This window comes from Janthinobacterium sp. SUN118 (genome assembly GCF_030397695.1).
Taxonomy (GTDB): domain Bacteria; phylum Pseudomonadota; class Gammaproteobacteria; order Burkholderiales; family Burkholderiaceae_D; genus Janthinobacterium.
This window is the reverse complement of the sequence record NZ_JAPUBV010000001.1, coordinates 1235359-1255116: the sequence shown is the minus strand read 5'-3', so window position 1 is coordinate 1255116 and position 19758 is coordinate 1235359. Positions and strand designations below refer to the sequence as shown.

General features: G+C 61.3%; 20 protein-coding genes. 2 read left to right on the top strand and 18 right to left on the bottom strand.

All coding sequences use genetic code 11. The annotated features are described in order from the left end of the window. Positions 1-36 precede the first annotated feature (36 nt). A complete protein-coding gene (locus O0880_RS05720; protein ID WP_071322555.1) occupies positions 37-933 on the top strand; it encodes an MBL fold metallo-hydrolase in 897 nt (298 codons plus the stop codon). A gap of 46 nt (positions 934-979) precedes the next feature. On the opposite strand, the gene O0880_RS05715 is transcribed toward O0880_RS05720, so the two are convergent. The 8 genes from O0880_RS05715 to O0880_RS05680 all read right to left on the bottom strand — a co-directional run bounded on the left by O0880_RS05715 (position 980) and on the right by O0880_RS05680 (position 8235). Next, entirely contained in the window at positions 980-1993 is a 1014-nt protein-coding gene (locus tag O0880_RS05715) for an inorganic phosphate transporter (RefSeq protein WP_071322554.1), read from the bottom strand. 39 nt (positions 1994-2032) lie between these two features. Next, positions 2033-2659: a DUF47 domain-containing protein gene (locus O0880_RS05710; RefSeq protein ID WP_010400015.1), complete on the bottom strand. Its 627-nt coding sequence runs from the start codon at positions 2657-2659 to the stop codon at positions 2033-2035. Between the two features lie 94 nt (positions 2660-2753). Next, positions 2754-4139 carry a replicative DNA helicase gene (locus tag O0880_RS05705; RefSeq protein WP_071322553.1) on the bottom strand — a complete coding sequence of 462 codons (1386 nt, stop codon included), beginning with the start codon at positions 4137-4139 and terminating at the stop codon, positions 2754-2756. A gap of 135 nt (positions 4140-4274) precedes the next feature. Beyond that, positions 4275-4730, bottom strand: coding sequence for a 50S ribosomal protein L9 (gene rplI, locus O0880_RS05700; RefSeq protein WP_034783456.1), 456 nt, complete (start codon positions 4728-4730; stop codon positions 4275-4277). A gap of 27 nt (positions 4731-4757) precedes the next feature. Then, positions 4758-5048 (bottom strand): 30S ribosomal protein S18, encoded by a 291-nt coding sequence (gene rpsR / locus O0880_RS05695; protein WP_010400024.1) that lies wholly within the window; start codon positions 5046-5048, stop codon positions 4758-4760. Positions 5049-5063: 15 nt separating this feature from the next. After that, positions 5064-5372 (bottom strand): primosomal replication protein N, encoded by a 309-nt coding sequence (gene priB, locus O0880_RS05690; RefSeq protein WP_071322552.1) that lies wholly within the window; start codon positions 5370-5372, stop codon positions 5064-5066. Positions 5373-5392: 20 nt separating this feature from the next. Beyond that, on the bottom strand, positions 5393-5779 hold the full coding sequence (gene rpsF / locus O0880_RS05685) for a 30S ribosomal protein S6 (protein WP_010400028.1): 387 nt from the start codon (positions 5777-5779) through the stop codon (positions 5393-5395). 134 nt (positions 5780-5913) lie between these two features. After that, the gene (locus O0880_RS05680; protein ID WP_289885545.1) at positions 5914-8235 is read right to left on the bottom strand and encodes a zinc dependent phospholipase C family protein; all 2322 of its coding nucleotides are present in this window, start codon (positions 8233-8235) and stop codon (positions 5914-5916) included. A gap of 250 nt (positions 8236-8485) precedes the next feature. Here O0880_RS05680 and lexA point away from each other — a divergent pair, with 250 nt between their 5' ends. After that, positions 8486-9121, top strand: coding sequence for a transcriptional repressor LexA (gene lexA / locus O0880_RS05675; protein WP_071322550.1), 636 nt, complete (start codon positions 8486-8488; stop codon positions 9119-9121). A gap of 85 nt (positions 9122-9206) precedes the next feature. On the opposite strand, the gene O0880_RS05670 is transcribed toward lexA, so the two are convergent. From O0880_RS05670 to truA, 10 genes are all read right to left on the bottom strand, one after another. Next, positions 9207-10448, bottom strand: a complete 1242-nt coding sequence (locus O0880_RS05670; protein ID WP_289885544.1) for a cystathionine gamma-synthase family protein — start codon at positions 10446-10448, stop codon at positions 9207-9209. Positions 10449-10517: 69 nt separating this feature from the next. Continuing rightward, positions 10518-12041 carry an amidophosphoribosyltransferase gene (gene purF / locus O0880_RS05665; RefSeq protein ID WP_071322548.1) on the bottom strand — a complete coding sequence of 508 codons (1524 nt, stop codon included), beginning with the start codon at positions 12039-12041 and terminating at the stop codon, positions 10518-10520. 39 nt (positions 12042-12080) lie between these two features. Then, positions 12081-12569: a CvpA family protein gene (locus O0880_RS05660; RefSeq protein WP_289885543.1), complete on the bottom strand. Its 489-nt coding sequence runs from the start codon at positions 12567-12569 to the stop codon at positions 12081-12083. Positions 12570-12589: 20 nt separating this feature from the next. Next, positions 12590-13564 carry an SPOR domain-containing protein gene (locus O0880_RS05655; protein WP_289885542.1) on the bottom strand — a complete coding sequence of 325 codons (975 nt, stop codon included), beginning with the start codon at positions 13562-13564 and terminating at the stop codon, positions 12590-12592. Positions 13565-13588: 24 nt separating this feature from the next. Further along, positions 13589-14887: a bifunctional tetrahydrofolate synthase/dihydrofolate synthase gene (gene folC, locus O0880_RS05650; RefSeq protein WP_289885541.1), complete on the bottom strand. Its 1299-nt coding sequence runs from the start codon at positions 14885-14887 to the stop codon at positions 13589-13591. 103 nt (positions 14888-14990) lie between these two features. Then, entirely contained in the window at positions 14991-15863 is an 873-nt protein-coding gene (accD, locus tag O0880_RS05645) for an acetyl-CoA carboxylase, carboxyltransferase subunit beta (protein WP_071322544.1), read from the bottom strand. A gap of 196 nt (positions 15864-16059) precedes the next feature. Beyond that, positions 16060-16857: a tryptophan synthase subunit alpha gene (gene trpA / locus O0880_RS05640; protein WP_071322543.1), complete on the bottom strand. Its 798-nt coding sequence runs from the start codon at positions 16855-16857 to the stop codon at positions 16060-16062. An 81-nt stretch (positions 16858-16938) separates the two neighbouring features. Continuing rightward, positions 16939-18189, bottom strand: a complete 1251-nt coding sequence (gene trpB / locus O0880_RS05635; protein ID WP_289885540.1) for a tryptophan synthase subunit beta — start codon at positions 18187-18189, stop codon at positions 16939-16941. Beyond that, positions 18182-18865, bottom strand: coding sequence for a phosphoribosylanthranilate isomerase (locus O0880_RS05630; RefSeq protein WP_289885539.1), 684 nt, complete (start codon positions 18863-18865; stop codon positions 18182-18184). Before O0880_RS05630 ends, trpB begins: the two co-directional genes overlap by 8 nt. A gap of 28 nt (positions 18866-18893) precedes the next feature. Next, positions 18894-19724 (bottom strand): tRNA pseudouridine(38-40) synthase TruA, encoded by an 831-nt coding sequence (gene truA / locus O0880_RS05625; RefSeq protein ID WP_198043876.1) that lies wholly within the window; start codon positions 19722-19724, stop codon positions 18894-18896. Positions 19725-19758: the final 34 nt, after the last annotated feature.

Sequence of the window (19758 nt, the reverse complement as noted above, 5' to 3'; positions counted from 1 at the left end):
AGAATCAACAATAATTACACAGTAACAAGGTACTGAATGAAATTCACGTTCAGGGGCGTGCGCGGCTCCATCCCCTCCCCCGGTCCGCGCACGGCCCGCTATGGCGGCAACACCACGTGCATCGAAGTGCGCACCGACGACGACAGCCTGATTATCCTCGATGCGGGCAGCGGCATCTTTTCGCTGGCGCAGCAGCTGCCTGCAGGCCAGCGCGTCGACGCGCATGTCTTCATCACGCACAGCCACTGGGACCACATCCACGGCCTGCCCATGTTCTCGCCCCTGTTCGTGGCCGGCAACCGCATGCGCCTGCACGGCGCGTTCGACGCGCGCAGCGGGCGCGGCATCGAGCACGTGATGGCGGTGCAGCTGCAGGACAGCTATTTCCCCGTCAGCGAGGCGGCCATGGCGGCCAGCATCGAGTACCGCACCCTGGCGCCCGGCGAAGCCGTCGACGTGGGCGGCGCGCGCGTTCGCGGCGCGGAGATGAACCACCCGGTCGTCAACCTCGGCTACCGCATCGACTGCGCTGGCGCCTCGCTGTTTTTCAGCGGCGACCATGAACCGTTCTACAACCCGCATCCGCCCGGCCACGCCGAACACGCGGCCTGCGCGGCGCGCAATGCGCAGCGCCAGGCCAGCATCGACGCGCTGGTCGACGGCGTCGAGGCGCTGATCATGGATTGCTCGTACACGCGCGAGGAATACCCGGGCAAGCAGGGCTGGGGCCATGGCACTTTCGATGCCGCCTTCGAACTGGCTCTGCGCTGCGGCGCGCGGCGCCTGTACTGCACCCACCACGAGCCGACCCGCAGCGACGAGCAACTGGAAGCCGTGTTTGCCGACGTGATGGGCCGCCATGCGGGCCGTCTGGGCAGCCTGCAAGTGTTCCTCGCCTACGAGGGGCTGACGGTGGAACTGGCCGGGGCATGAAAAAAGGGAGCCGCAAGGCTCCCTTTTTACTGGCGTTGGCTATCCATTACATGATATGGCGGCCAATCCACCATGCGATGGCGGCGACAAACGCGGAAGCGGGGATCGTGAAGATCCAGGCCCAGACGATGTTGCCCGCCACGCCCCAACGCACGGCCGACATTTTCTGTGCCGAGCCGACGCCGACGATGGCGCCCGTGATGGTGTGCGTGGTCGACACCGGGATGCCCAGCGCCGTCGAGACGAACAGGGTGATGGCGCCGCCCGTTTCGGCGCAGAAGCCGCCGACCGGTTTGAGCTTGGTGATCTTCTGGCCCATGGTCTTGACGATGCGCCAGCCGCCGAACAGCGTACCGAAGCTGATCGCCGTGTAGCACGAGATGATGACCCACATCGGTGGCATGGCGTCCGTCGTGCTCGAGTAGCCGGCGGCGATCAACAGCATCCAGATGATGCCGATGGTCTTTTGCGCATCGTTGCCGCCGTGGCCCAGGCTGTACGCCGCGGCCGACACCAGTTGCAGGCGGCGGAACCATTTATCGACGCGGCGCGGCGTCGAGCGCACGAAAATCCACGACACCAGCAGCATGATCAGCGAGCCGAACAAAAAGCCCAGCACCGGCGACAGCACGATGAACAGCACGATCTTCCACAGGCCGGCCGAGATCAGCGCGCCGGTGCCCGACTTGGCCACGGCGGCGCCCACCAGGCCGCCGATCAGGGCGTGCGAGGACGACGATGGAATGCCGTAGTACCAGGTGACGAGGTTCCACACGATGGCGCCCATCAGGGCGCCAAATATCACATATTGGTCGATCACCGCGGGGTCGATCGTGCCCTTGCCCACCGTGGCGGCCACGGTCAGCTGGTGGAAGACGAAGATGGCGACGAAGTTGAAGGTGGCAGCCATGGCAACCGCGGTCTGCGGTTTCAATACGCCCGTCGAGACCACCGTGGCGATCGCGTTGGCGGCATCGTGGAAGCCGTTCATGAAGTCAAATAGCAGCGCCAGGATGACAAGCAGGCCTAGCACGTAGATGCTCATTTGGATGGTTTGCATGGATTTTTCTTTTCTGATTCTGTTTCAGGACAGACGCTGTTACGCGTTTTCGACGATGATGCCTTCGATAATGTTGGACACATCTTCGCAACGGTCTGTCACGGTTTCCAGAATTTCATAGATCGCTTTGAGCTTGATCAGGTTGCGCACGTCCGGCTCGTCGCGGAACAGCTTGGACATGGCGGCGCGCATCACGTGGTCGGCATCCGATTCCAGGCGGTCGATTTCCTCGCAGATGGCGACGATCTTGCGCGAGTTGTCCATGTTGTGCAGCATGGCGACGGCGTCGCGCACTTTTTCGGTACAGGCCAGCACCAGTTCGGCCAGGCGCTTGGCTTCCGGCGTGACTGCTTTCAGGTCGTACAGCGACACGGTCTGCGCCGCGTCTTCCAGCAGGTCGAGGATGTCGTCCTGGCGCGTGATCAGCTGATGGATGTCGTCGCGGTCGATCGGCGTGATGAAGGTCTTGTGCAGCATTTCCACGGTGGCGTAGGTGACTTTGTCCGCCTGTTTCTCGATGCTTTCAATCGCATGCACGCGGTTTTCCAGGTCGTCGAAATTGGTCATCAGGCCGAGCATCTCTTTCGCGCCCTTGACGCACAGTTCCGCGTGCTGGTTAAACAATTCAAAAAACTTGCCCTCAGTGGGCATCAAGCGTCCAAACATGTCATTCTCCGTTAAGCATTGAGTCGTGTTATTTACTACAGAAAGCCGCCCCCTTGTCGGGGGCGGCCGATGGAATTGCCAGTGCTGCTGAGTCTTAGTCGCCTTGGTAAAGCGCCAGGCCACCACTGTAATTGCCAAATTTGGTGTACTGCCCCATGAAGGTGAGGCGGATGCTGCCGATTGGACCGTTACGTTGTTTACCGATGATGATTTCGGCCGTTCCCTTGTCCGGCGAGTCGGGGTTATACACCTCGTCGCGGTAAATGAACAGGATCACGTCGGCATCCTGCTCAATAGCGCCCGATTCGCGCAAGTCGGACATGACAGGACGCTTGTTCGGGCGTTGTTCCAGCGAGCGGTTCAGCTGGGACAGCGCGATCACGGGACAGCCGAGTTCTTTCGCCAGGCCTTTCAAGCCCCGCGAAATCTCGGAAATCTCCGTGGCGCGGTTGTCGCCGGGAGTATTGGCCGACATCAGCTGCAAGTAATCGACGATGATCAGGCCCAGCTTGCCGCATTGACGCGACAGGCGGCGCGAACGGGCGCGCAATTCGATGGAATTGAGCGCCGGCGTTTCATCGATGTACAACTGGGCGTCGTTCATCTTTTGAATCGCATTCGTCAGGCGCGGCCAGTCTTCGTCGTTCAGGCGGCCCGTGCGCAGGCGGTGCTGGTCCAGCTGACCAACCGAGCCCAGCATACGCATGGCCAGCTGGGCGCCGCCCATCTCCATCGAGAACACGGCCACGGGCAAGCCGCTGTCGATGGCCACGTTTTCGCCGATGTTGACGGAAAACGCCGTCTTGCCCATCGAAGGACGTCCCGCCACGATCACCAGGTCGCCCGGCTGCAGACCCGAGGTCATGCGGTCGAGGTCGATGAAACCGGTGGGCACGCCCGTGATTTCACTCTGGTTGTCGCGGCTGTACAGTTCGTCGATGCGCTCGACCACTTGCGTCAGCAGCGGCTGGATGGCGGTCCAGCCCTGGGCGCCGCGCGCGCCCTCTTCGGCGATGGCGAAGATCTTCGACTCGGCCTCGTCAAGCATCTGCTTGACTTCCTTGCCCTGCGGGCTGAAGGCCGTGCCGGAGATATCGTCGGCGACGGTGATGAGTTTGCGCAGCACGCCGCGGTCGCGCACGATCTCGGCGTAGCGCCGGATGTTCGCGGCCGATGGCGTGTTTTGCGCCATGGCGTTCAGGTAAGCGAGTCCGCCCACATCCTCGGCCTTGCCGAGCTGGGTCAGGGTTTCAAAAACAGTAATGACATCGGCTGGCTTGGAAGCGTTAACCATCTTGACGATTTGCTCGAAGATGATGCGATGGTCATAGCGATAGAAATCCTCCGCATGCATGAAGTCGGCAATGCGGTCATAGGCGGCATTGTCGCGCAGCAGACCACCGATGACGGATTGTTCTGCTTCGATCGAATGCGGCGGAATACGGAGGGAATCCAGTTGCGGATCAGAGGGGGCGTTCATGGCGCGAATTATACCCGCTTCGGCGTGTCGGCAAAAATAAAGGGCTGAAATTGAGCGAAAAAAAGGCCACAAAAAAGCCGGGCGAACCCGGCTTTTCATAGTGCGGCAACGCTTGCGGGCCAGGCCCGCAGACGATTACGCGTTCGCGTCTGGTACGACAGCGATAACGACTTCCACGACCACGTCGGTGTGCAGAGCAACCGAAACGTTGTGCTCGCCAACGATCTTCAGCGGGCCGGTAGGCATGCGGATTTGTGCTTTTTCAACAGCAAAACCTTGCTTGGTCAGCGCTTCAGCGATGTCGAAGTTGGTGACGGAACCGAACAGACGGCCATCGACGCCAGCTTTTTGAGCAACTTGAACGGTCAGGCCGCTCAGTTTTTCGCCCTGGGCTTGCGATGCGGCCAGTTTGGCGGCAGCAGCTTTTTCCAGTTCGGCGCGCTTGACTTCGAATTCAGCCACAGCGGTTGCCGTAGCACGACGTGCCAGGCGTTGCGGGATCAGGAAGTTACGTGCGTAACCGTCTTTGACTTTGACGACTTCGCCGAGGTTACCGACGTTAACAACTTTTTCTAACAGAATGATTTGCATAGTTCTTCTCCAGGAATATCTGACCGATTAAGCGTGGTGCAGATCGGTGTATGGCAGCAGCGCGAGGAAGCGGGCGCGCTTGATTGCGGTGTCGACTTGGCGCTGGTAGTGCGCTTTGGTACCGGTCAGGCGTGCTGGCATGATCTTGCCGTTTTCCTGGACGAAGTCTTTCAGCGTGTCGACGTCTTTGTAGTCGACTTGCTCAACGTGAGCTGCCGTGAAGCGGCAGAACTTCTTACGTTTGAACAAAGGGTTTTGCTGTTTGCGTTTTTCTTTAAGCTTGAGCTTATTTTTGTCGAACTTTTTACCGAATGCCATGTCAGGCTCCTGTATCTAAAATGCGCTAGTCGGGGTGACTGCACTAAAATCAATGATGTGAAACACCAAACTCTTGCTGTTGCGGCTTTTCCTGGCCAGGAAACCCGTGAACTGATATACCCCGCCCAAGCTTGCCTGGCTGAACCGGCCTGAGATTTCGCCAGCGGCAAGCGCGGCAACATCAAACTCGGTCAAACGGGCAATTCCTGCTTCCATCTGCTGCGAACTGTGCTGCAATACTGCATTCACAATCGGCAGCCCTGCCGGGGTATAGCGCAATATTTCGCGCTCGGCAATGATGGCGGTTACTTGTAGCTGGTTCAGCGCACGATCCTGGTCAAGAATTAAGCTGCTGCGGCTGGAGCGGCTGCTGGTGCTTCGGTGCGGTGGCTTTTGGCCGCGTCTTCGCGTTGTACCGATTTCATCATCGGCGAAGGAGCTGTTTCAGCTTTCTTCATTTTAACGGTCAGGTGACGCAACACGGCATCATTGAATTTGAATGCTGTTTCCAACTCGACCAGGGTCTCGTTGTCGCATTCGATGTTCAGGCAGATGTAGTGTGCTTTAGGCAGCTTTTGGATCGAGTAAGCCATTTGACGGCGGCCCCAATCTTCCACGCGGTGAACCGAACCGCCGCGGGTGGTTACGCTGGCTTTGTAGCGTTCGATCATCGCGGGCACTTGCTCGCTTTGGTCCGGATGGACGATAAAGACTATTTCATAATGACGCATGCAAACTCCTTCAGGTCGGATTGATAATCGCCCACCCCGGCGTCAAGACAGGTGTGGGAAGGTCAGCCGGAGAGTATAGCCGGTTTTACGCCAACGATCAAGCCCCCGCGCATGCTGGCGCGGGGGCCTGGCCGCTAGTCCAGCAGCAACTGCAGCACCGGCATGATCTTGGTGCCCTGGCAAGCCTGGTCCGCAGCGCTGTCCGGGAACGGATATCCGCTGCAAGGACGGTAAGGATAGTCACTTGGCAACAACGCCGAAAAGCCCAGCTCGCCAGCCACGTCGACACCGGACGACAGCGGCCCCTTGAACAAGCCGCGGAACAGCGCGCTGCGCACGGCGGGACGCCATGGCACGAAACCGGCCGGGGCGGCGTAGGACGCCGGCTGCGCATACGGCGCGCCCACGGCGTTCGGACGCGGCGGCGGCACGGCCATCCACTGGTGATTGCCGTCGATGCTGGCGATGGCGTCGGCGATGACGTTATCGGTCTGCGCAAACACGGAGCGCCCCGCTTCCGGCGCCGCCCCAGCAAGTTGCCCCAGCACCACCAGGCCCGCCGTATCGAGCAGCGACAGCTTGGCCAGCACGACGGCGTTATAGGCCACCGCATATCGCTGCGGATCGAAGGCGCCGTCCGTCACGCGCATCTCGGCGCGCACGCGCGCGGCAAGGTCGGGAATCATCAGCAGATTCTTGTCATTATGGCGCTCGGGGCGGCTGAAATAGTCGTTCAGGGCGGCATCGTCCATGTCCTTGCTGAACAGCGCCAGGATATCCTGCAATTCGCGCGGCAGCAGGCGGTCGAAGATTTCCGCCACCAGGCGATCCTTGGCGCTGGCAATCTGCTCGTCGCGCCAGGCGCGGATCTCGGAAGGCGTCGGCAAGCCGAGCAGGTCCCCGGCAAACGCCAGGTCCTCGGCCAGCTTGAGCGCCCGGTCCACCGCCCAGACCACATTCCTGGCGCCGTCGCGCAGCTCGCACCCGGACAGCTCCTGCGCCACACCGAGAATGCTCATGTGATAGCAATCGAACCAGCGCGACAGCGGCTCGGTCGCGCTGGCCGCCCGGTCCGTGGAATTGAGCAATGACTGGCTCGTCGCCTTCACATATTCACGCATGGCAACATCGACATCATTGCGCCAGCCTATCAGCGGCCCCTTGATCGGCGACGTGTTCTGCCCCATGCGCTGGCTGAAATCAATGGCGGCATTGCTGACGATCTGCACCAGCTTTTGCGATGCCACCGCAGCATCGCGCACGGCGATACTGGCCTGCAACAGCTGCTGCCGCTTGGCCGCCAGCTTGCCATTGAGCGAGCCCAGGGCCGCATTGACCGAGCCATTGATGGAGTCGATCACATCGTTTGCTTTTTGACATGCACGATGGCCGAACGGATCCTGCCATTCTTTCGGGCAACTTGCCTTGCGGCGCAACTCGCTTTCCTTGCTGGAAATCTGCAGGTGCAGCTGGAGTATCTCCTGCTCGACACTGAACACGGTCTGCGTGGCCTTCTTCACGCCGCTGAACAGGGCATCGTCAAGATGCTGCGTGGCATTGACCAGATCGTTTGCCAGGGACTGGATGCGGTCCTCGCCCGCCTGTACCTTGGGGATGATGACATTGGCCTTGTCGATGATCTTTTGCGCGTCGTTCGACGACAGCGCCACGCCCCAGTTCGACGCAAACAGCCGCACGACCGCGACGTCGAGCTGGTTCCACGCAGGATTGGCCACCATCGCGTCGATGGATTTGCGGTAGGCATGGTAGGCCGCCAAATGCCGTCCATACTTGCCGCGGCTGTATTGCTCCTGCACCGTATCGTTGAGCACCAGCGTGTCGCGCACAAACGTGCCGAATGCATCACTGGGCTTGATCAAGGCGCGCACGGCGCCAAGCTGCTTGCCCGTGTGGTCGCGCAACGGCGGCGTCAGCCTCCCGATAAAGCCCTCGAGAGCAATATGCCGCTGCTCCACCAGCGTTTCATCGGCCAGGTCAAAGATGTCTCCCGCATACTGATTGACATACGTGTGGGCGAACATGTCGGCCGAGGCATGCCCCAGGTAGCCATAGGCGTATGCCGTGCCCGCGGCGTTACCCCTGGCGCTGTTGAGCAGGAAACGCAGCCAGTCGTTGGTCTTCCAGCCGTCTTCGATGCCGGGATGGACGATGGTTTGCCCGACGAGAATGTCCGGCGCCGAGTCGGGACCTATATTCCCCAGCAAGAACTCCGTCTGGTTCGCCAGGATGGCACTGCGCACATGCGCGGGCACTTCGAGGGTGACGGGCTTTCCCTGCAATACAATAGTGATCTTGCCATCGTCCGCCAGATCGTTGATGACCTGCTGCCCCACCCAGACATGCGTGCCCAGGGTAAAGGCGCACGCATTCCCGGCAAATAAGATGCCCAGCAAGCCAGCCAGCAAGGTGAAACGCTTACCACATCGGTCGATCATGGAATCCTTTTATAGTTTTACGGATGAAGAGAGGCACACATGGCCCGGATGCCACATTGCCAAAAAAATATCATGCGCATACTAGCAGAGAAAATTGCAAATTGGCAATAAATTGAAGTGATCGCGCCAGGAACAAGCCGATCGTTGAATTATTTTGCGAAATGGTGAAATTGGGCTTGCATAGTCGGCGATACTGTACAAAAATACAGACTGTTCATATAGACAGCATTTTAGTATGCACCCACCGCTCATGATCAAGCTGACAGCACGACAAGAACAAATCCTGAACCTGATCAAGGACGCGATTGAAAATACGGGCTTTCCTCCCACCCGCGCCGAGATTGCCAATGAATTGGGTTTTAAATCGGCCAATGCGGCCGAAGAGCATTTGCAGGCCCTGGCCCGCAAGGGCGCGATCGAGATTTCGCCGGGCACGTCGCGCGGCATCCGCCTGATCGGCGCGGCGGCCGAAACGCTGCCATCGAAGGTGCCGGCGGCCCTGCTGATGTCGCTACCGCTGATCGGCCGCGTGGCGGCCGGTTCGCCCATCCTGGCACAGGAAAACCTGGAAGCGAGCTACAACGTCGATCCTGCCCTGTTCTCGGCCAAGCCCGACTTCCTGCTGAAGGTGCGCGGCTGGTCCATGCGCGACGCCGGCATCATGGATGGCGACTTGTTGGCAGTCAAGAAGGTCGACAGCGCCAAGAATGGCCAGATCGTCGTCGCCCGCATCGGCGACGAAGTCACCGTCAAGCGCTACAAGAAGACGGGCTCCGTCATCGAACTGCTGCCGGAAAACCCCGATTTCAAGGTCATTACCGTGTCGCCCGAAGACGAATTCGCCCTGGAAGGGCTGGCAGTTGGCTTGATGCGCAGCTGGCATTGATTTTTCCTGGCAGCTGTCGCACGTAAAACGCAAAAAGGGCCGCAACAGTCATGCTGTTGCGGCCCTTTTTTATCGCCCGGGCGTTTTATGCCTCCAGCGCATTACGGAAATCCTCGAGCAGATCCGCCTCGTCCTCGATGCCGACGGAGACGCGGATCAGCGATTCGGCGATGCCCATGCTGGCGCGGCGCTCGGCGCCCATCTCGTAAAAGATCGTGTGGGCAACGGGAATGATGAGGGTGCGCGTGTCACCGAGGTTGCTGGCCGGGATAGCCAGGTTCAGGCGATTGAGGAAATCGAAGCAGTCGATGCCGTCTTTCAACTCAAAGCTGAACAGGGAGCCATAGCTGCGGAACAAGTCCGTTGCCAGCGCGTGCTGCGGATGCGAGGCCAAGCCCGGATAATGCACGGCAGCCACGCGTGGATCCGCCTGCAGCATGGTCGCCAGCGCCAGGGCGTTGGAGCAGGTACGGTCCATGCGCAAGGCCATGGTTTCCGCGCCGACGGCGATATGGTGCGCCGCTTCCGGTCCCAGCGAGGCGCCGAAGTCGCGCAAGGCCTTGGCGCGGATTTGCGCGATGCCCCACTGGGCCGGCGCCGCCTTTTTATAATTGTCAAAGATGTTCGGATATTGCGTCCAGTCGAACACGCCCGTGTCCGTCAAGCTGCCGCCCAGTGCATTGCCGTGGCCGCCGATGGACTTGGTCAGCGCATTGACCACCAGGCCCGCGCCCACCGCTTTCGGACGAAACAAATACGGCGTCGTCATGGTGTTGTCGACGATATACAGGATGCCTTTTTCGCGGCACAACTCGCCGATCTTCGCCAGGTCGGCGATCTGCGTGCGCGGATTGGCGATGGTTTCGACAAACACGATGCGCGTGGCCGGCGTGATGGCGGCCGCCACGTTGGCCACATCGGTGGCGTCGACAAACGACACGGCCATGCCCTGCCCCGTCACCGTCTGCCACAGGCTGTTGGTGTTGCCGAATAGAAAAGCCGACGACACGACGTGGTCGCCCGCGCGCAGCAGCGCCTGCACGACGGCGCCGATGGCGCCCATGCCGGTGGCGAAGCACAGCGTGGCCACGCCGTCCTCCATCTTGTTGACCTTGTCTTCCAGCGCGGAAACGGTCGGATTGCCCTGGCGGCCGTAGCGGAAGCCGGGCTCCTTGCCCTGGAACACGGAAGCGAGCTGGCGCGCATCGCCGTAGCCGAACGCGACGGACGTGTGCACGGGCTTGTGCAGCGAACCGTGCTCGATGCCCTTGCGACGGTCGTTATGCAGGATGGTGGTGGTAAAGCCGTAAGTCTTGTTGTCGCTCATGGTCGGGTGGTGCGCAAGGCAGTGAAAAAGTCAGACAAAAAAAAGCCCGGCGCAGGCCGGGCTGGACGATTATGCTTCCGTCGTCGCCAGGTTCAGGTTCAGCTGGGAACGCGGCGTATCCTCGGGCGCTGCCGCCTTCGGATGGTGGCGCGCGTACTCCAGGCGGTCCAGGTATTCCTGCGACACGTCGCCCGTCACGTACACGCCATCGAAGCACGACGCCTCGAAACTGGTCAGGGCCGGGTTGACGTCGGCAATCGCCTGCTTCAGCGCGCCGATATCCTGGTACACCAGGTAATCGGCCGTGATTTCGCGGCACACTTCTTCCGTCGTGCGGCCATAGGCGATCAGTTCGTCGCGCGTCGGCATGTCGATGCCGTACACGTTCGGGTAGATTACCGGAGGCGCGGCCGAGGCGAAGATGACTTTCGTCGCGCCCGCTTCGCGCGCCATCTGCACGATTTCACGACTGGTGGTGCCGCGCACGATGGAATCGTCGACCAGCAGCACGACCTTGTCCTTGAACTCGGACGGGATCGCGTTGAGCTTCTGGCGCACGGATTTCTTGCGCGCCGCCTGGCCCGGCATGATGAAGGTGCGGCCGATGTAGCGGTTCTTGATGAAGCCTTCGCGGTACTCGATGTTCAGCGCCATGGCCAGCTGGATGGCGGCCGGACGCGAGGAATCGGGGATCGGCATGACCACGTCGATATGCACGCCGGGCAATTCGGTGCGGATCTTTTCGGCCAGGTATTCGCCCATTTTCAGGCGCGTGGCGTACACGGAAGCGCCGTCGATGACGGAATCGGGACGGGCCAGGTAGACGAACTCGAACACACACGGGTTCAGGCTGGCGTTGTCGGCGCACTGGCGGCTGTGCAATTGCTTGTCGGCATCGATGAAGACGGCTTCGCCGGGGCCGATGTCGCGCACGAAGCGGAAGCCCATGCCTTCCAGGGCTACGGATTCGGACGCGATCAGGTATTCGGCGCCCTGCTCCGTTTCATTGATGCCCAGACACAGCGGACGGATGCCGTGCGGGTCGCGGAAGGCCAGCAAGCCCACGCCGGCGATCTGCGCCACGGCAGCGTAGCCACCCTTGACGCGACGGTTCAGCACGGTCACGGCCTTGAAGATGGCGTCCGGGTCCAGGTTCAGGCCCGTCGTCGCTTCCTGGATTTCATGCGCGAGCACGTTGAGCAGCACTTCCGAGTCGGAATCGGTATTGATGTGGCGGCGGTCGTTCTTGAACATTTCCTGTTTCAACTGTTCCCAGTTGGTCAGGTTGCCATTGTGCGCCAGCGTGATGCCGAACGGCGCATTCACATAAAACGGCTGTGCTTCCTCTTCGCTCGACGAACCGGCCGTCGGGTAGCGACAGTGGCCGATACCCGTTGTGCCTTGCAGCGAACGCATGTTGCGCGTACGGAAGACGTCACGTACGAGGCCGTTGGCCTTGTGCATGGAAAACATACTGCTGTGATTGGTCGCAATCCCTGCCGCGTCCTGGCCGCGATGTTGCAAGAGCAACAATGCGTCATAGAGCAATTGATTGACAGGTTGATGGGAAACGACGCCGACGATGCCACACATGGTGTGCTCCTAAACTGTGCTACTGATTTTAAAAAAATTTCAAAATTTCACATGCTGCGCGTAGGCGGCAGGCAGATAAGGCTTGATGGCGCGCGCGCCCTGTTCCGCGACCGGGCTGAGCAGCGCGTTTTTCCAGAGTGGCTGCTGCGGGATGGACGTCATGCCACACAAGATGACGGCGGTCAGCACGATCACAAGGCCCCGCGCCAGGCCAAACAGGCTGCCCAGGGTGCGGTCGGCCAGGCTCAGTCCCGTCACCTTGACGAGCGCATCGACCGTCATGGACAGCAATCCCATCAGAATGCGCACGCCGATGAACAGCACCACGAAAGCGAGCAACAGGCGGATCGCTTCGCCCGGCACGGCTTCCGGCAGGAATTTCGCCAGGGTGGCGCCATACGCATTGGCAATGACGAAAGCCACGATCCAGCTGACCAGCGACAGTATTTCCTTGACCAGGCCACGCATCATGCTGATCAGCACGGACGTCACCAGCACGAACAGCACCAGGTAATCGAAGATCGTCACGCGCGTTCAGCCTTGCATCATCACGCCGGCACCAGGCTACCGCCCAGGCCCAGCTTTTGCAGCTTGGCGCGCGTCTTTTCCGCATCGTCGCGGCTGCCGAACGGCCCCACTCGCACGCGGATGCGCTCGCCTGCAGGGCTGGAGACTTTCTGCGTGTACGACTTGATGCCCGCTTCGCGCAGTTTTTCCTGCAATTCGTCCACCTTGTCCTGCGTCGCCAGGGCCGCCACCTGCACCACGAACTTGCCGCTGCCGGCGTCGTGCGCCTTCTCTTGCGGCTTGTCCAGCGGCTTGCCTTCCAGAATCGCCAGGGCGCGCGCCGCATCGTCGGCAGACTGCGCCGGCTTGGCCGGTTTCGCTTCGGGCTTGGCTTCCGGCTTCACTTCATGCTTGGGCTCGGGCTTGGATTCCGGCTTGGGTTCGTGCTTCGGTTCCGGCTTCGCTTCATGCTTCGGCTCGGGTTTCGGTTCGGGCTTGACGGGTTTCGGTTCCGCTTTCGGCTCTACATAGGCGGGCTTGGCCGGCACGGGCTGGGCCGTGGCCAGCACGGGCGCCGGAGCAGGTTTGGCTGCCGGAGGCAGCGGCGCATCGACGATTTCCTCGGACTGGTCGAGGCCATTGTTCGCTGCCGACGCCTGGGCCGGCACGGCCTGCACGGGAGCGGGCGCGGGCGCTGCGGCGACCTTCTCTTTCGACGGAATGTCGATGGCGATATCGTTGACGGGCGCCTTCGGCTCGGAGTCGAGCAGCATCGGCAAGCCGACGGCCACGCCCAGGGCCAGGGCGATGGCCCCGACCAGGCGGCGGCGCGCGCGTTTCTTTTCAGGCAAGACCGGATCCGGCGCTTCCTTGCCGCCACGGCGCGAACCACCGCCACCGGCAGTGTTGGCGGCGCGCTTGCGGGTCGGCGACTGTGCTTCGCCAGGGACATAAAAGCCGCTGTCTTCGCCAGAGGATTCTTGCTTGTTTTTAAACAGTTTCGAGAACAAGCCCATGCGTGATTTTCAGTCGAGTGCGTTTCAGTGAAGTGAGGATTTTCGGGCCTTCATCACGCCGGCAACGGTGAGGAAAGAACCAAAGACCACAATTCTATCATTCTCACCGGCCCGGCTCATTGCATTTGCAAAAGCTTGTGCCGGATCATCGAAAATAGACACAGTATGTTCGCTGCTGTCGGGCTTATCTTCGAGCATGATTTGCACCTTGGCCACCAGTTCCGATGCCGTGGCCGCGCGCGGCGAAGGCAGGCCCGTCAGGCACCAGTGGTCGACATGCTCGGCCATCGCGGCCAGTACGCCATCGATATCCTTGTCCTGCATGGAACCGAAGACGGCGTAGGTGTACGGGTGGAAACCCATATTGCCCAGGTTCTGGTTCAGCGCCGAGGCCGCGTGGGGGTTGTGCGCCACGTCGAGGATCACGCTGGGGCGGCCTGGCAAGACCTGGAAGCGGCCCGGCAATTCCACCGTCACGAGGCCCGTGCGCACTTCCTGCGCACCCACCGGCAGTTTCAGCTTCAGCACTTCCAGCGCCGCCAGCACGGCCGTCGCGTTGAGGATCTGGTTGGCGCCGCGCAAGCTCGGGTAGGCCAGCGAATTGCGGCGCTGTTCGCGCCCGCCATAGTTCCACTGCTGCTTGTCGCCCGAATAATTGAAGTCGCGGCCCATCAGCCACAGGTCGGCGCCGATGGCTTCGGCATGGTCGATCAGCGACTGCGGCGGCACGGGGTCGCTGCAGATGGCCGCCTTTCCCGGACGGAAGATGCCGGCCTTTTCAAAGCCGATGGCTTCGCGCGTGTCGCCCAGGTAATCCGTATGGTCGATATCGACGCTGGTGACGATGGCCACGTCGGCGTCGATCACGTTGACGGCGTCCAGGCGCCCGCCCAGGCCCACTTCCAGGATGGCCACGTCCAGCTTTGCTTGCGACAGCAGCTGCAAAATGGCCAGGGTGGTGAATTCAAAATACGTCAGTGGCGTGTCGCCGCGCACGGCTTCAACAAAGTTGAAGCTGGCGACGAGCTGTTCGTCGCTGGCCATCTCGCCCAGCACGCGCGCGCGCTCGTTGAAATCGAGGAAATGCGGCTTGATGTACAGCCCCACTTTGTAGCCGGCACGCAACAGCACGGATTCCAGCATGGCGCAGGTGGAACCCTTGCCATTCGTGCCCGCCACCATGATCACGGGGCAGGTAAAAGCCAGCTGCATGCGCGCCTTGACGGCTTGCACGCGGTCCAGGCCCATGTTGATCTGGGTTTCCGAATGCCGGGTTTCCAGCATGGCGAGCCAGTCTGGCAGGGTGATGGGGAGGTTTTGCATGGGAGACTTCTTGATGAGGATGCGATGCGCCGGGCGCGGAGACGGTAGGACGTGGCAACCGGGCGGGTCCAGGGGACGCCGCCCGGCCTATTACTTTGGCGAATTACGCCAGGACTTCGACGGCCTGGTTTTGCAGCAAGGCCAGCAGGCGGGCGATTTCTTCGCGCATCTTGCGGCGGTCGACGATCATGTCGACGGCGCCCTTGGTGACGAGGAATTCGGCGCGCTGGAAGCCTTCCGGCAATTTTTCGCGCACGGTGTTTTCAATCACGCGCGGGCCGGCAAAGCCGATCAGCGCCTTGGGCTCGGCAATGACGACGTCGCCCATGAAGGCGAACGAGGCCGATACGCCGCCCATGGTCGGGTCGGTCAGCACGCTGATGAATGGCAATTTCTTTTCCGACAGCTTGGTCAGCATGGCCGTGGTCTTGGCCATCTGCATCAGGGACAGCAAGCCTTCCTGCATGCGCGCGCCACCGGTGGCGGTGATGCAAATGAACGGCACTTTCTGTTCCAGCGCGATCTGCGCGCCGCGCACGAAACGCTCGCCCACGACGGAGCCCATCGAGCCGCCCATGAATTCGAATTCGAAGCACGCCACGACCACTGGCAGGCTCATGATGGCGCCGCCCATGACGACCATCGCATCCGTCTCGCCCGTCGCTTCCATGGCGGATTTCAGGCGGTCCGGGTATTTCTTGCTGTCCTTGAACTTCAGCGTATCGACGGGCAGGATTTCCTGGCCGATTTCATAACGGCCACCGGCGTCGAGCAGGCTGTCGAGGCGCTCACGGGCGCGGATGCGCATGTGATGGTCGCATTTCGGGCACACGTGCAGATTCGATTCCAGGTCCGTACGGTACAGCACGGCTTCGCAGGACGGGCACTTGACCCACAGGCCTTCCGGCATGGTCTTGCGTGCGCCAGCATCAGAGCGCTGTATGCGCGGTGGCAGCAGTTTTTCCAACCAACTCATATTTTCTCCTTGGGCCCTTGTAGGGGTGGCGTCGGTGGACGCCCCCGGCAGACGGTAAACGGCAGCGCCCCGCAGGACGCCGCCAAAAATTTTATCTATTGCACAATGACAGGCAAATCAGTGGCCGAAGTGTAGCCGTTTATCGCCGGGCTGTCGAACTTTGCCGCCACCTTGATGGCATAAACGACAAGCTTGCTCAGGCATCCAGTGCGGCGCGGATACCGGCCGTAAAGCTGCGCACGGCGTCCACGGCGCCGCCTTCCGGCGCATTTTCAATTTCCTGGATGATGCGGCTGCCGATCACGACCGCATCGGCCACCTTGGCAACGGCCTGGGCCGTGGCGCCATCGCGGATGCCGAAGCCTACGCCGATGGGTAATTTTACATGCTGGCGGATGGCGGCGAGGCGTTCTGCCACCTGTTCCGTATCAATGTTACCGGCGCCCGTGACGCCTTTCAGCGACACGTAATAGCTGAAGCCGCCGCCGACCTTGGCCACTTGCGCGATGCGCTCCTCGGTCGAGGTGGGCGCCAGCAGGAAGATCAGGTCGAGGCCCGCCTCGCGCATGGCGGCGGCGAATTCCTCGCACTCTTCCGGCGGATAGTCGACGACGATGGCGCCGTCGGCGCCGGCCGCTTGCGCCGCTGCAATAAACGCGGCGCTGCCGATGCGCTCGATGGGGTTCGCATAGCCCATCAGCACCACGGGGGTCGTCTGGTTGGTCTCGCGGAACTGGCGCACATAGCCGAACACGTCGTGGATGCCGACGTTGAATTTCAAGGCCCGCTCGCAGGCGCGCTGGATGACGGGGCCTTCGGCCATGGGGTCGGAAAACGGCACGCCCAGCTCCAGCACGTCGGCGCCGCCCTCGACGAGCGCGTGCATCAGCGGCACGGTGGCGTCGGGGCCGGGGTCGCCGGCGGTAATAAACGTGACCAGGGCGGTCTTGTTGTGGGATTTTAAGTTGGCAAAGGTAGTGGCGATACGGGACATGGGATGCTTTCGTGTAGTCAGTGAGAAATGTCGGGTGAAGCGCCTGCGCGCCGACCCGACCTGCCAGGGCTTGTCAGCTGCTTAACTGAAATTCAAACCCATGCGTTCCGCCACCGTATGCATGTCCTTGTCGCCACGGCCCGACAGGTTGGCCAGTACAATTTTGTCTTTAGGCAAGGTGGCCGCCAGCTTGGCCGCGTAGGCCAGCGCGTGCGACGATTCCAGGGCCGGGATGATGCCTTCGATATGGCAGCAGTCGTGGAAAGCCTGCAGCGCCTCGTCATCCGTGATGGACACGTATTGCGCGCGGCCCGAATCTTTCAGCCACGCGTGTTCCGGGCCCACGCCCGGGTAGTCGAGGCCGGCCGAGACGGAATGCGTCTCGATGATCTGGCCATTCTCGTCCTGCAACAGATAGGTGCGGTTGCCGTGCAGCACGCCCGGGAAGCCGGCCGTCAGCGAGGCCGAGTGCTTGCCCGTGTCCAGCCCTTCGCCGGCCGCTTCCACGCCGATCAGCTTGACGTCCTTCTGGTCGATATACGGATAAAAGATGCCCATGGCGTTCGAACCGCCGCCGATGCAGGCCAGCACGTAATCGGGCTGGCGGCCCGTCATTTCCGGCATCTGCACCAGGCATTCCTCGCCGATCACGGACTGGAAGTCGCGCACCATCATCGGATACGGATGAGGGCCGGCCACGGTGCCGATGATATAGAAGGTGTTTTCAATGTTGGTGACCCAGTCGCGCATGGCTTCGTTCAGCGCATCCTTGAGGGTCTTGGAGCCGGATTCGACGGGTACGACGGTGGCGCCCAGCAATTTCATGCGGTACACGTTCTGCGCCTGGCGCTTGACGTCTTCGCTGCCCATGTAGACCACGCATTCGAGGCCGAAGCGGGCACAGATGGTGGCCGTGGCCACGCCATGCTGGCCGGCGCCCGTCTCGGCGATGATGCGCGGCTTGCCCATGCGCTTGGCCAGCAGGGCCTGGCCGATGACGTTATTGATCTTGTGCGCGCCCGTGTGGTTCAAGTCTTCGCGCTTGAAATAGATTTGCGCGCCGCCCGCCATCCCGGACCAGCGCTTGGCGTGGTAGATGGGCGACGGCCGGCCGACGAAATGCTTCAGCTCGTAGCGGAATTCTTCGAGGAATTCCGGGTCGACGCTGTAGCGCGCGTAAGCGTCTTTCAGCTCGGCCAGCGCGTGGGTCAGGGTTTCGGCGACAAACGAACCGCCATACGGGCCGAAATGGCCGCGCAGGTCAGGAAATGGGTAGTCGGTAGCGTGGAACAGTGCGGCGGCGGCGCCGCGCGCGTTGGTATGGTCATTCATGGTGGTTTCCTCTGGCAATGATGGCATCGGCATCCTGCACCGCGGCGATGAACGCGCGGATGCGGGATGCGTCCTTGATGCCCTTGGACGCTTCGACACCACTGCTGATGTCGACGGCGTAAGGGCGCACGCGCACCACTGCGTCAGTCGCGTTTTGTACGCTCAAGCCACCACTTAAAACGACCCGAGGCGCGAGTTCTTTTGGAATGAGGGACCAATCAAATACCTTTCCTGCACCGCCATACGCATCCACATAGGTATCCAGCAAGAGGCTGGCAAACAAGGGACTGGCGGCGCGATAGCGCTGTTCGTATTCTAGCAAATCTTCAAAGCGGGTGTCGGGTTTGACGCGGAACACTTGCGTAAATGGCATATTCACGGCGCTGGCGAGCGCGGCGCTGTGCTCGGGCGTCTCGTCGCCATGAAATTGCAGCAGGGACAAGGGCGCCACAGCCTTTGTCGCCCGCACCTCTTCCACGCTGGCATTGACGAACAGCCCCACCGTCGTCACGTACGGCGGCACGGCGGCGATCAGGGCGGCAGCCTGCTCCGGCGTCACATGGCGCGGGCTCTTCGGATAAAACACGAAACCGATGGCATCGGCGCCCGCCGCCACAACGGCCTGGATATCTTCAACGCGGGTCAGCCCGCAGATTTTGATGCGTGTGCGTAGCATGTTGTTCCTCTATTCGACTTGATATCAATCAAAACCAGGGCAAGGCGCTGCTGCCATCTTGCGGCAAGTTCCACTTCGGGTCGTAATCGATCTTCGCCAGGTACAGGCCGTCCGGCATGAAGGTGGGCGCCGCCGCATGGCGGTCCTTACGTTCCAGCAACTGCCCCAGCCATTCCGGCTTTTCACGGCCCGAGCCCACATACACGAGCGAGCCCACCAGGTTGCGCACCATGTGGTGCAAAAAGGCGTTGGCGGTGATGCTAAAGACGATCAGTTCGCCACGGCGCTCGATCTGGATGTCATGCATGAGCTTGACCGGCGACTTGGCCTGGCATTGTGCGGCGCGAAACGCCGTGAAATCGTGCCAGCCCAGCAAGGGCTGCACGGCCTGGCGCATCAGTTCCACGTCCAGCGGGCGGAAAAAGAAGCCGGCGCGCCCTTCCACCAGCGGCGAACGCGTGGGATTGTTATATAACACATAATGATAGGTGCGGGCGCGCGCACTGAAACGGGCGTGGAAGAAATCATTGACCGTCGGATCGCCATCGAGTTCCTTGGCCCAGCGCACGGCGATGGACTTGGGCAGGAAGGCGTTGACGCCGCGCACCCAGGAGTGCACGTCGCGATTGAGCTCGGTATCGAAATGCACGACTTGCTCGAGCGCATGCACGCCCGTGTCCGTGCGGCCGGCGCACGTGGTGGCCAGGCGCACGCGGGCAAACTTCTCCAGCGCATTTTCCAGCTGGTCTTGCACCGTTTGCCCATCTTCCTGTTTCTGGTACCCATGCCAGGCCATGCCGTCGTATTGCAGACCCAGGGCGATGCGCTTCAATGGCGTTGCTGTCGTAATATTTTGCATCGAAGCATTATACCGGCGCCGCAGCTTGCCGCGC

Coding starts and splice junctions, on each gene's coding strand:
- truA (WP_198043876.1), bottom strand. CDS start 19,724: ATGCAAAATATTACGACAGCAACGCCATTGAAGCGCATCGCCCTGGGT.
- accD (WP_071322544.1), bottom strand. CDS start 15,863: ATGAGTTGGTTGGAAAAACTGCTGCCACCGCGCATACAGCGCTCTGAT.
- O0880_RS05680 (WP_289885545.1), bottom strand. CDS start 8,235: ATGATCGACCGATGTGGTAAGCGTTTCACCTTGCTGGCTGGCTTGCTG.
- O0880_RS05630 (WP_289885539.1), bottom strand. CDS start 18,865: ATGCTACGCACACGCATCAAAATCTGCGGGCTGACCCGCGTTGAAGAT.
- folC (WP_289885541.1), bottom strand. CDS start 14,887: ATGCAAAACCTCCCCATCACCCTGCCAGACTGGCTCGCCATGCTGGAA.
- O0880_RS05715 (WP_071322554.1), bottom strand. CDS start 1,993: ATGCAAACCATCCAAATGAGCATCTACGTGCTAGGCCTGCTTGTCATC.
- rpsF (WP_010400028.1), bottom strand. CDS start 5,779: ATGCGTCATTATGAAATAGTCTTTATCGTCCATCCGGACCAAAGCGAG.
- O0880_RS05705 (WP_071322553.1), bottom strand. CDS start 4,139: ATGAACGCCCCCTCTGATCCGCAACTGGATTCCCTCCGTATTCCGCCG.
- rplI (WP_034783456.1), bottom strand. CDS start 4,730: ATGCAAATCATTCTGTTAGAAAAAGTTGTTAACGTCGGTAACCTCGGC.
- lexA (WP_071322550.1), top strand. CDS start 8,486: ATGATCAAGCTGACAGCACGACAAGAACAAATCCTGAACCTGATCAAG.
- O0880_RS05670 (WP_289885544.1), bottom strand. CDS start 10,448: ATGAGCGACAACAAGACTTACGGCTTTACCACCACCATCCTGCATAAC.
- O0880_RS05655 (WP_289885542.1), bottom strand. CDS start 13,564: ATGGGCTTGTTCTCGAAACTGTTTAAAAACAAGCAAGAATCCTCTGGC.
- purF (WP_071322548.1), bottom strand. CDS start 12,041: ATGTGTGGCATCGTCGGCGTCGTTTCCCATCAACCTGTCAATCAATTG.
- rpsR (WP_010400024.1), bottom strand. CDS start 5,048: ATGGCATTCGGTAAAAAGTTCGACAAAAATAAGCTCAAGCTTAAAGAA.
- O0880_RS05720 (WP_071322555.1), top strand. CDS start 37: ATGAAATTCACGTTCAGGGGCGTGCGCGGCTCCATCCCCTCCCCCGGT.
- trpB (WP_289885540.1), bottom strand. CDS start 18,189: ATGAATGACCATACCAACGCGCGCGGCGCCGCCGCCGCACTGTTCCAC.
- trpA (WP_071322543.1), bottom strand. CDS start 16,857: ATGTCCCGTATCGCCACTACCTTTGCCAACTTAAAATCCCACAACAAG.
- O0880_RS05710 (WP_010400015.1), bottom strand. CDS start 2,659: ATGTTTGGACGCTTGATGCCCACTGAGGGCAAGTTTTTTGAATTGTTT.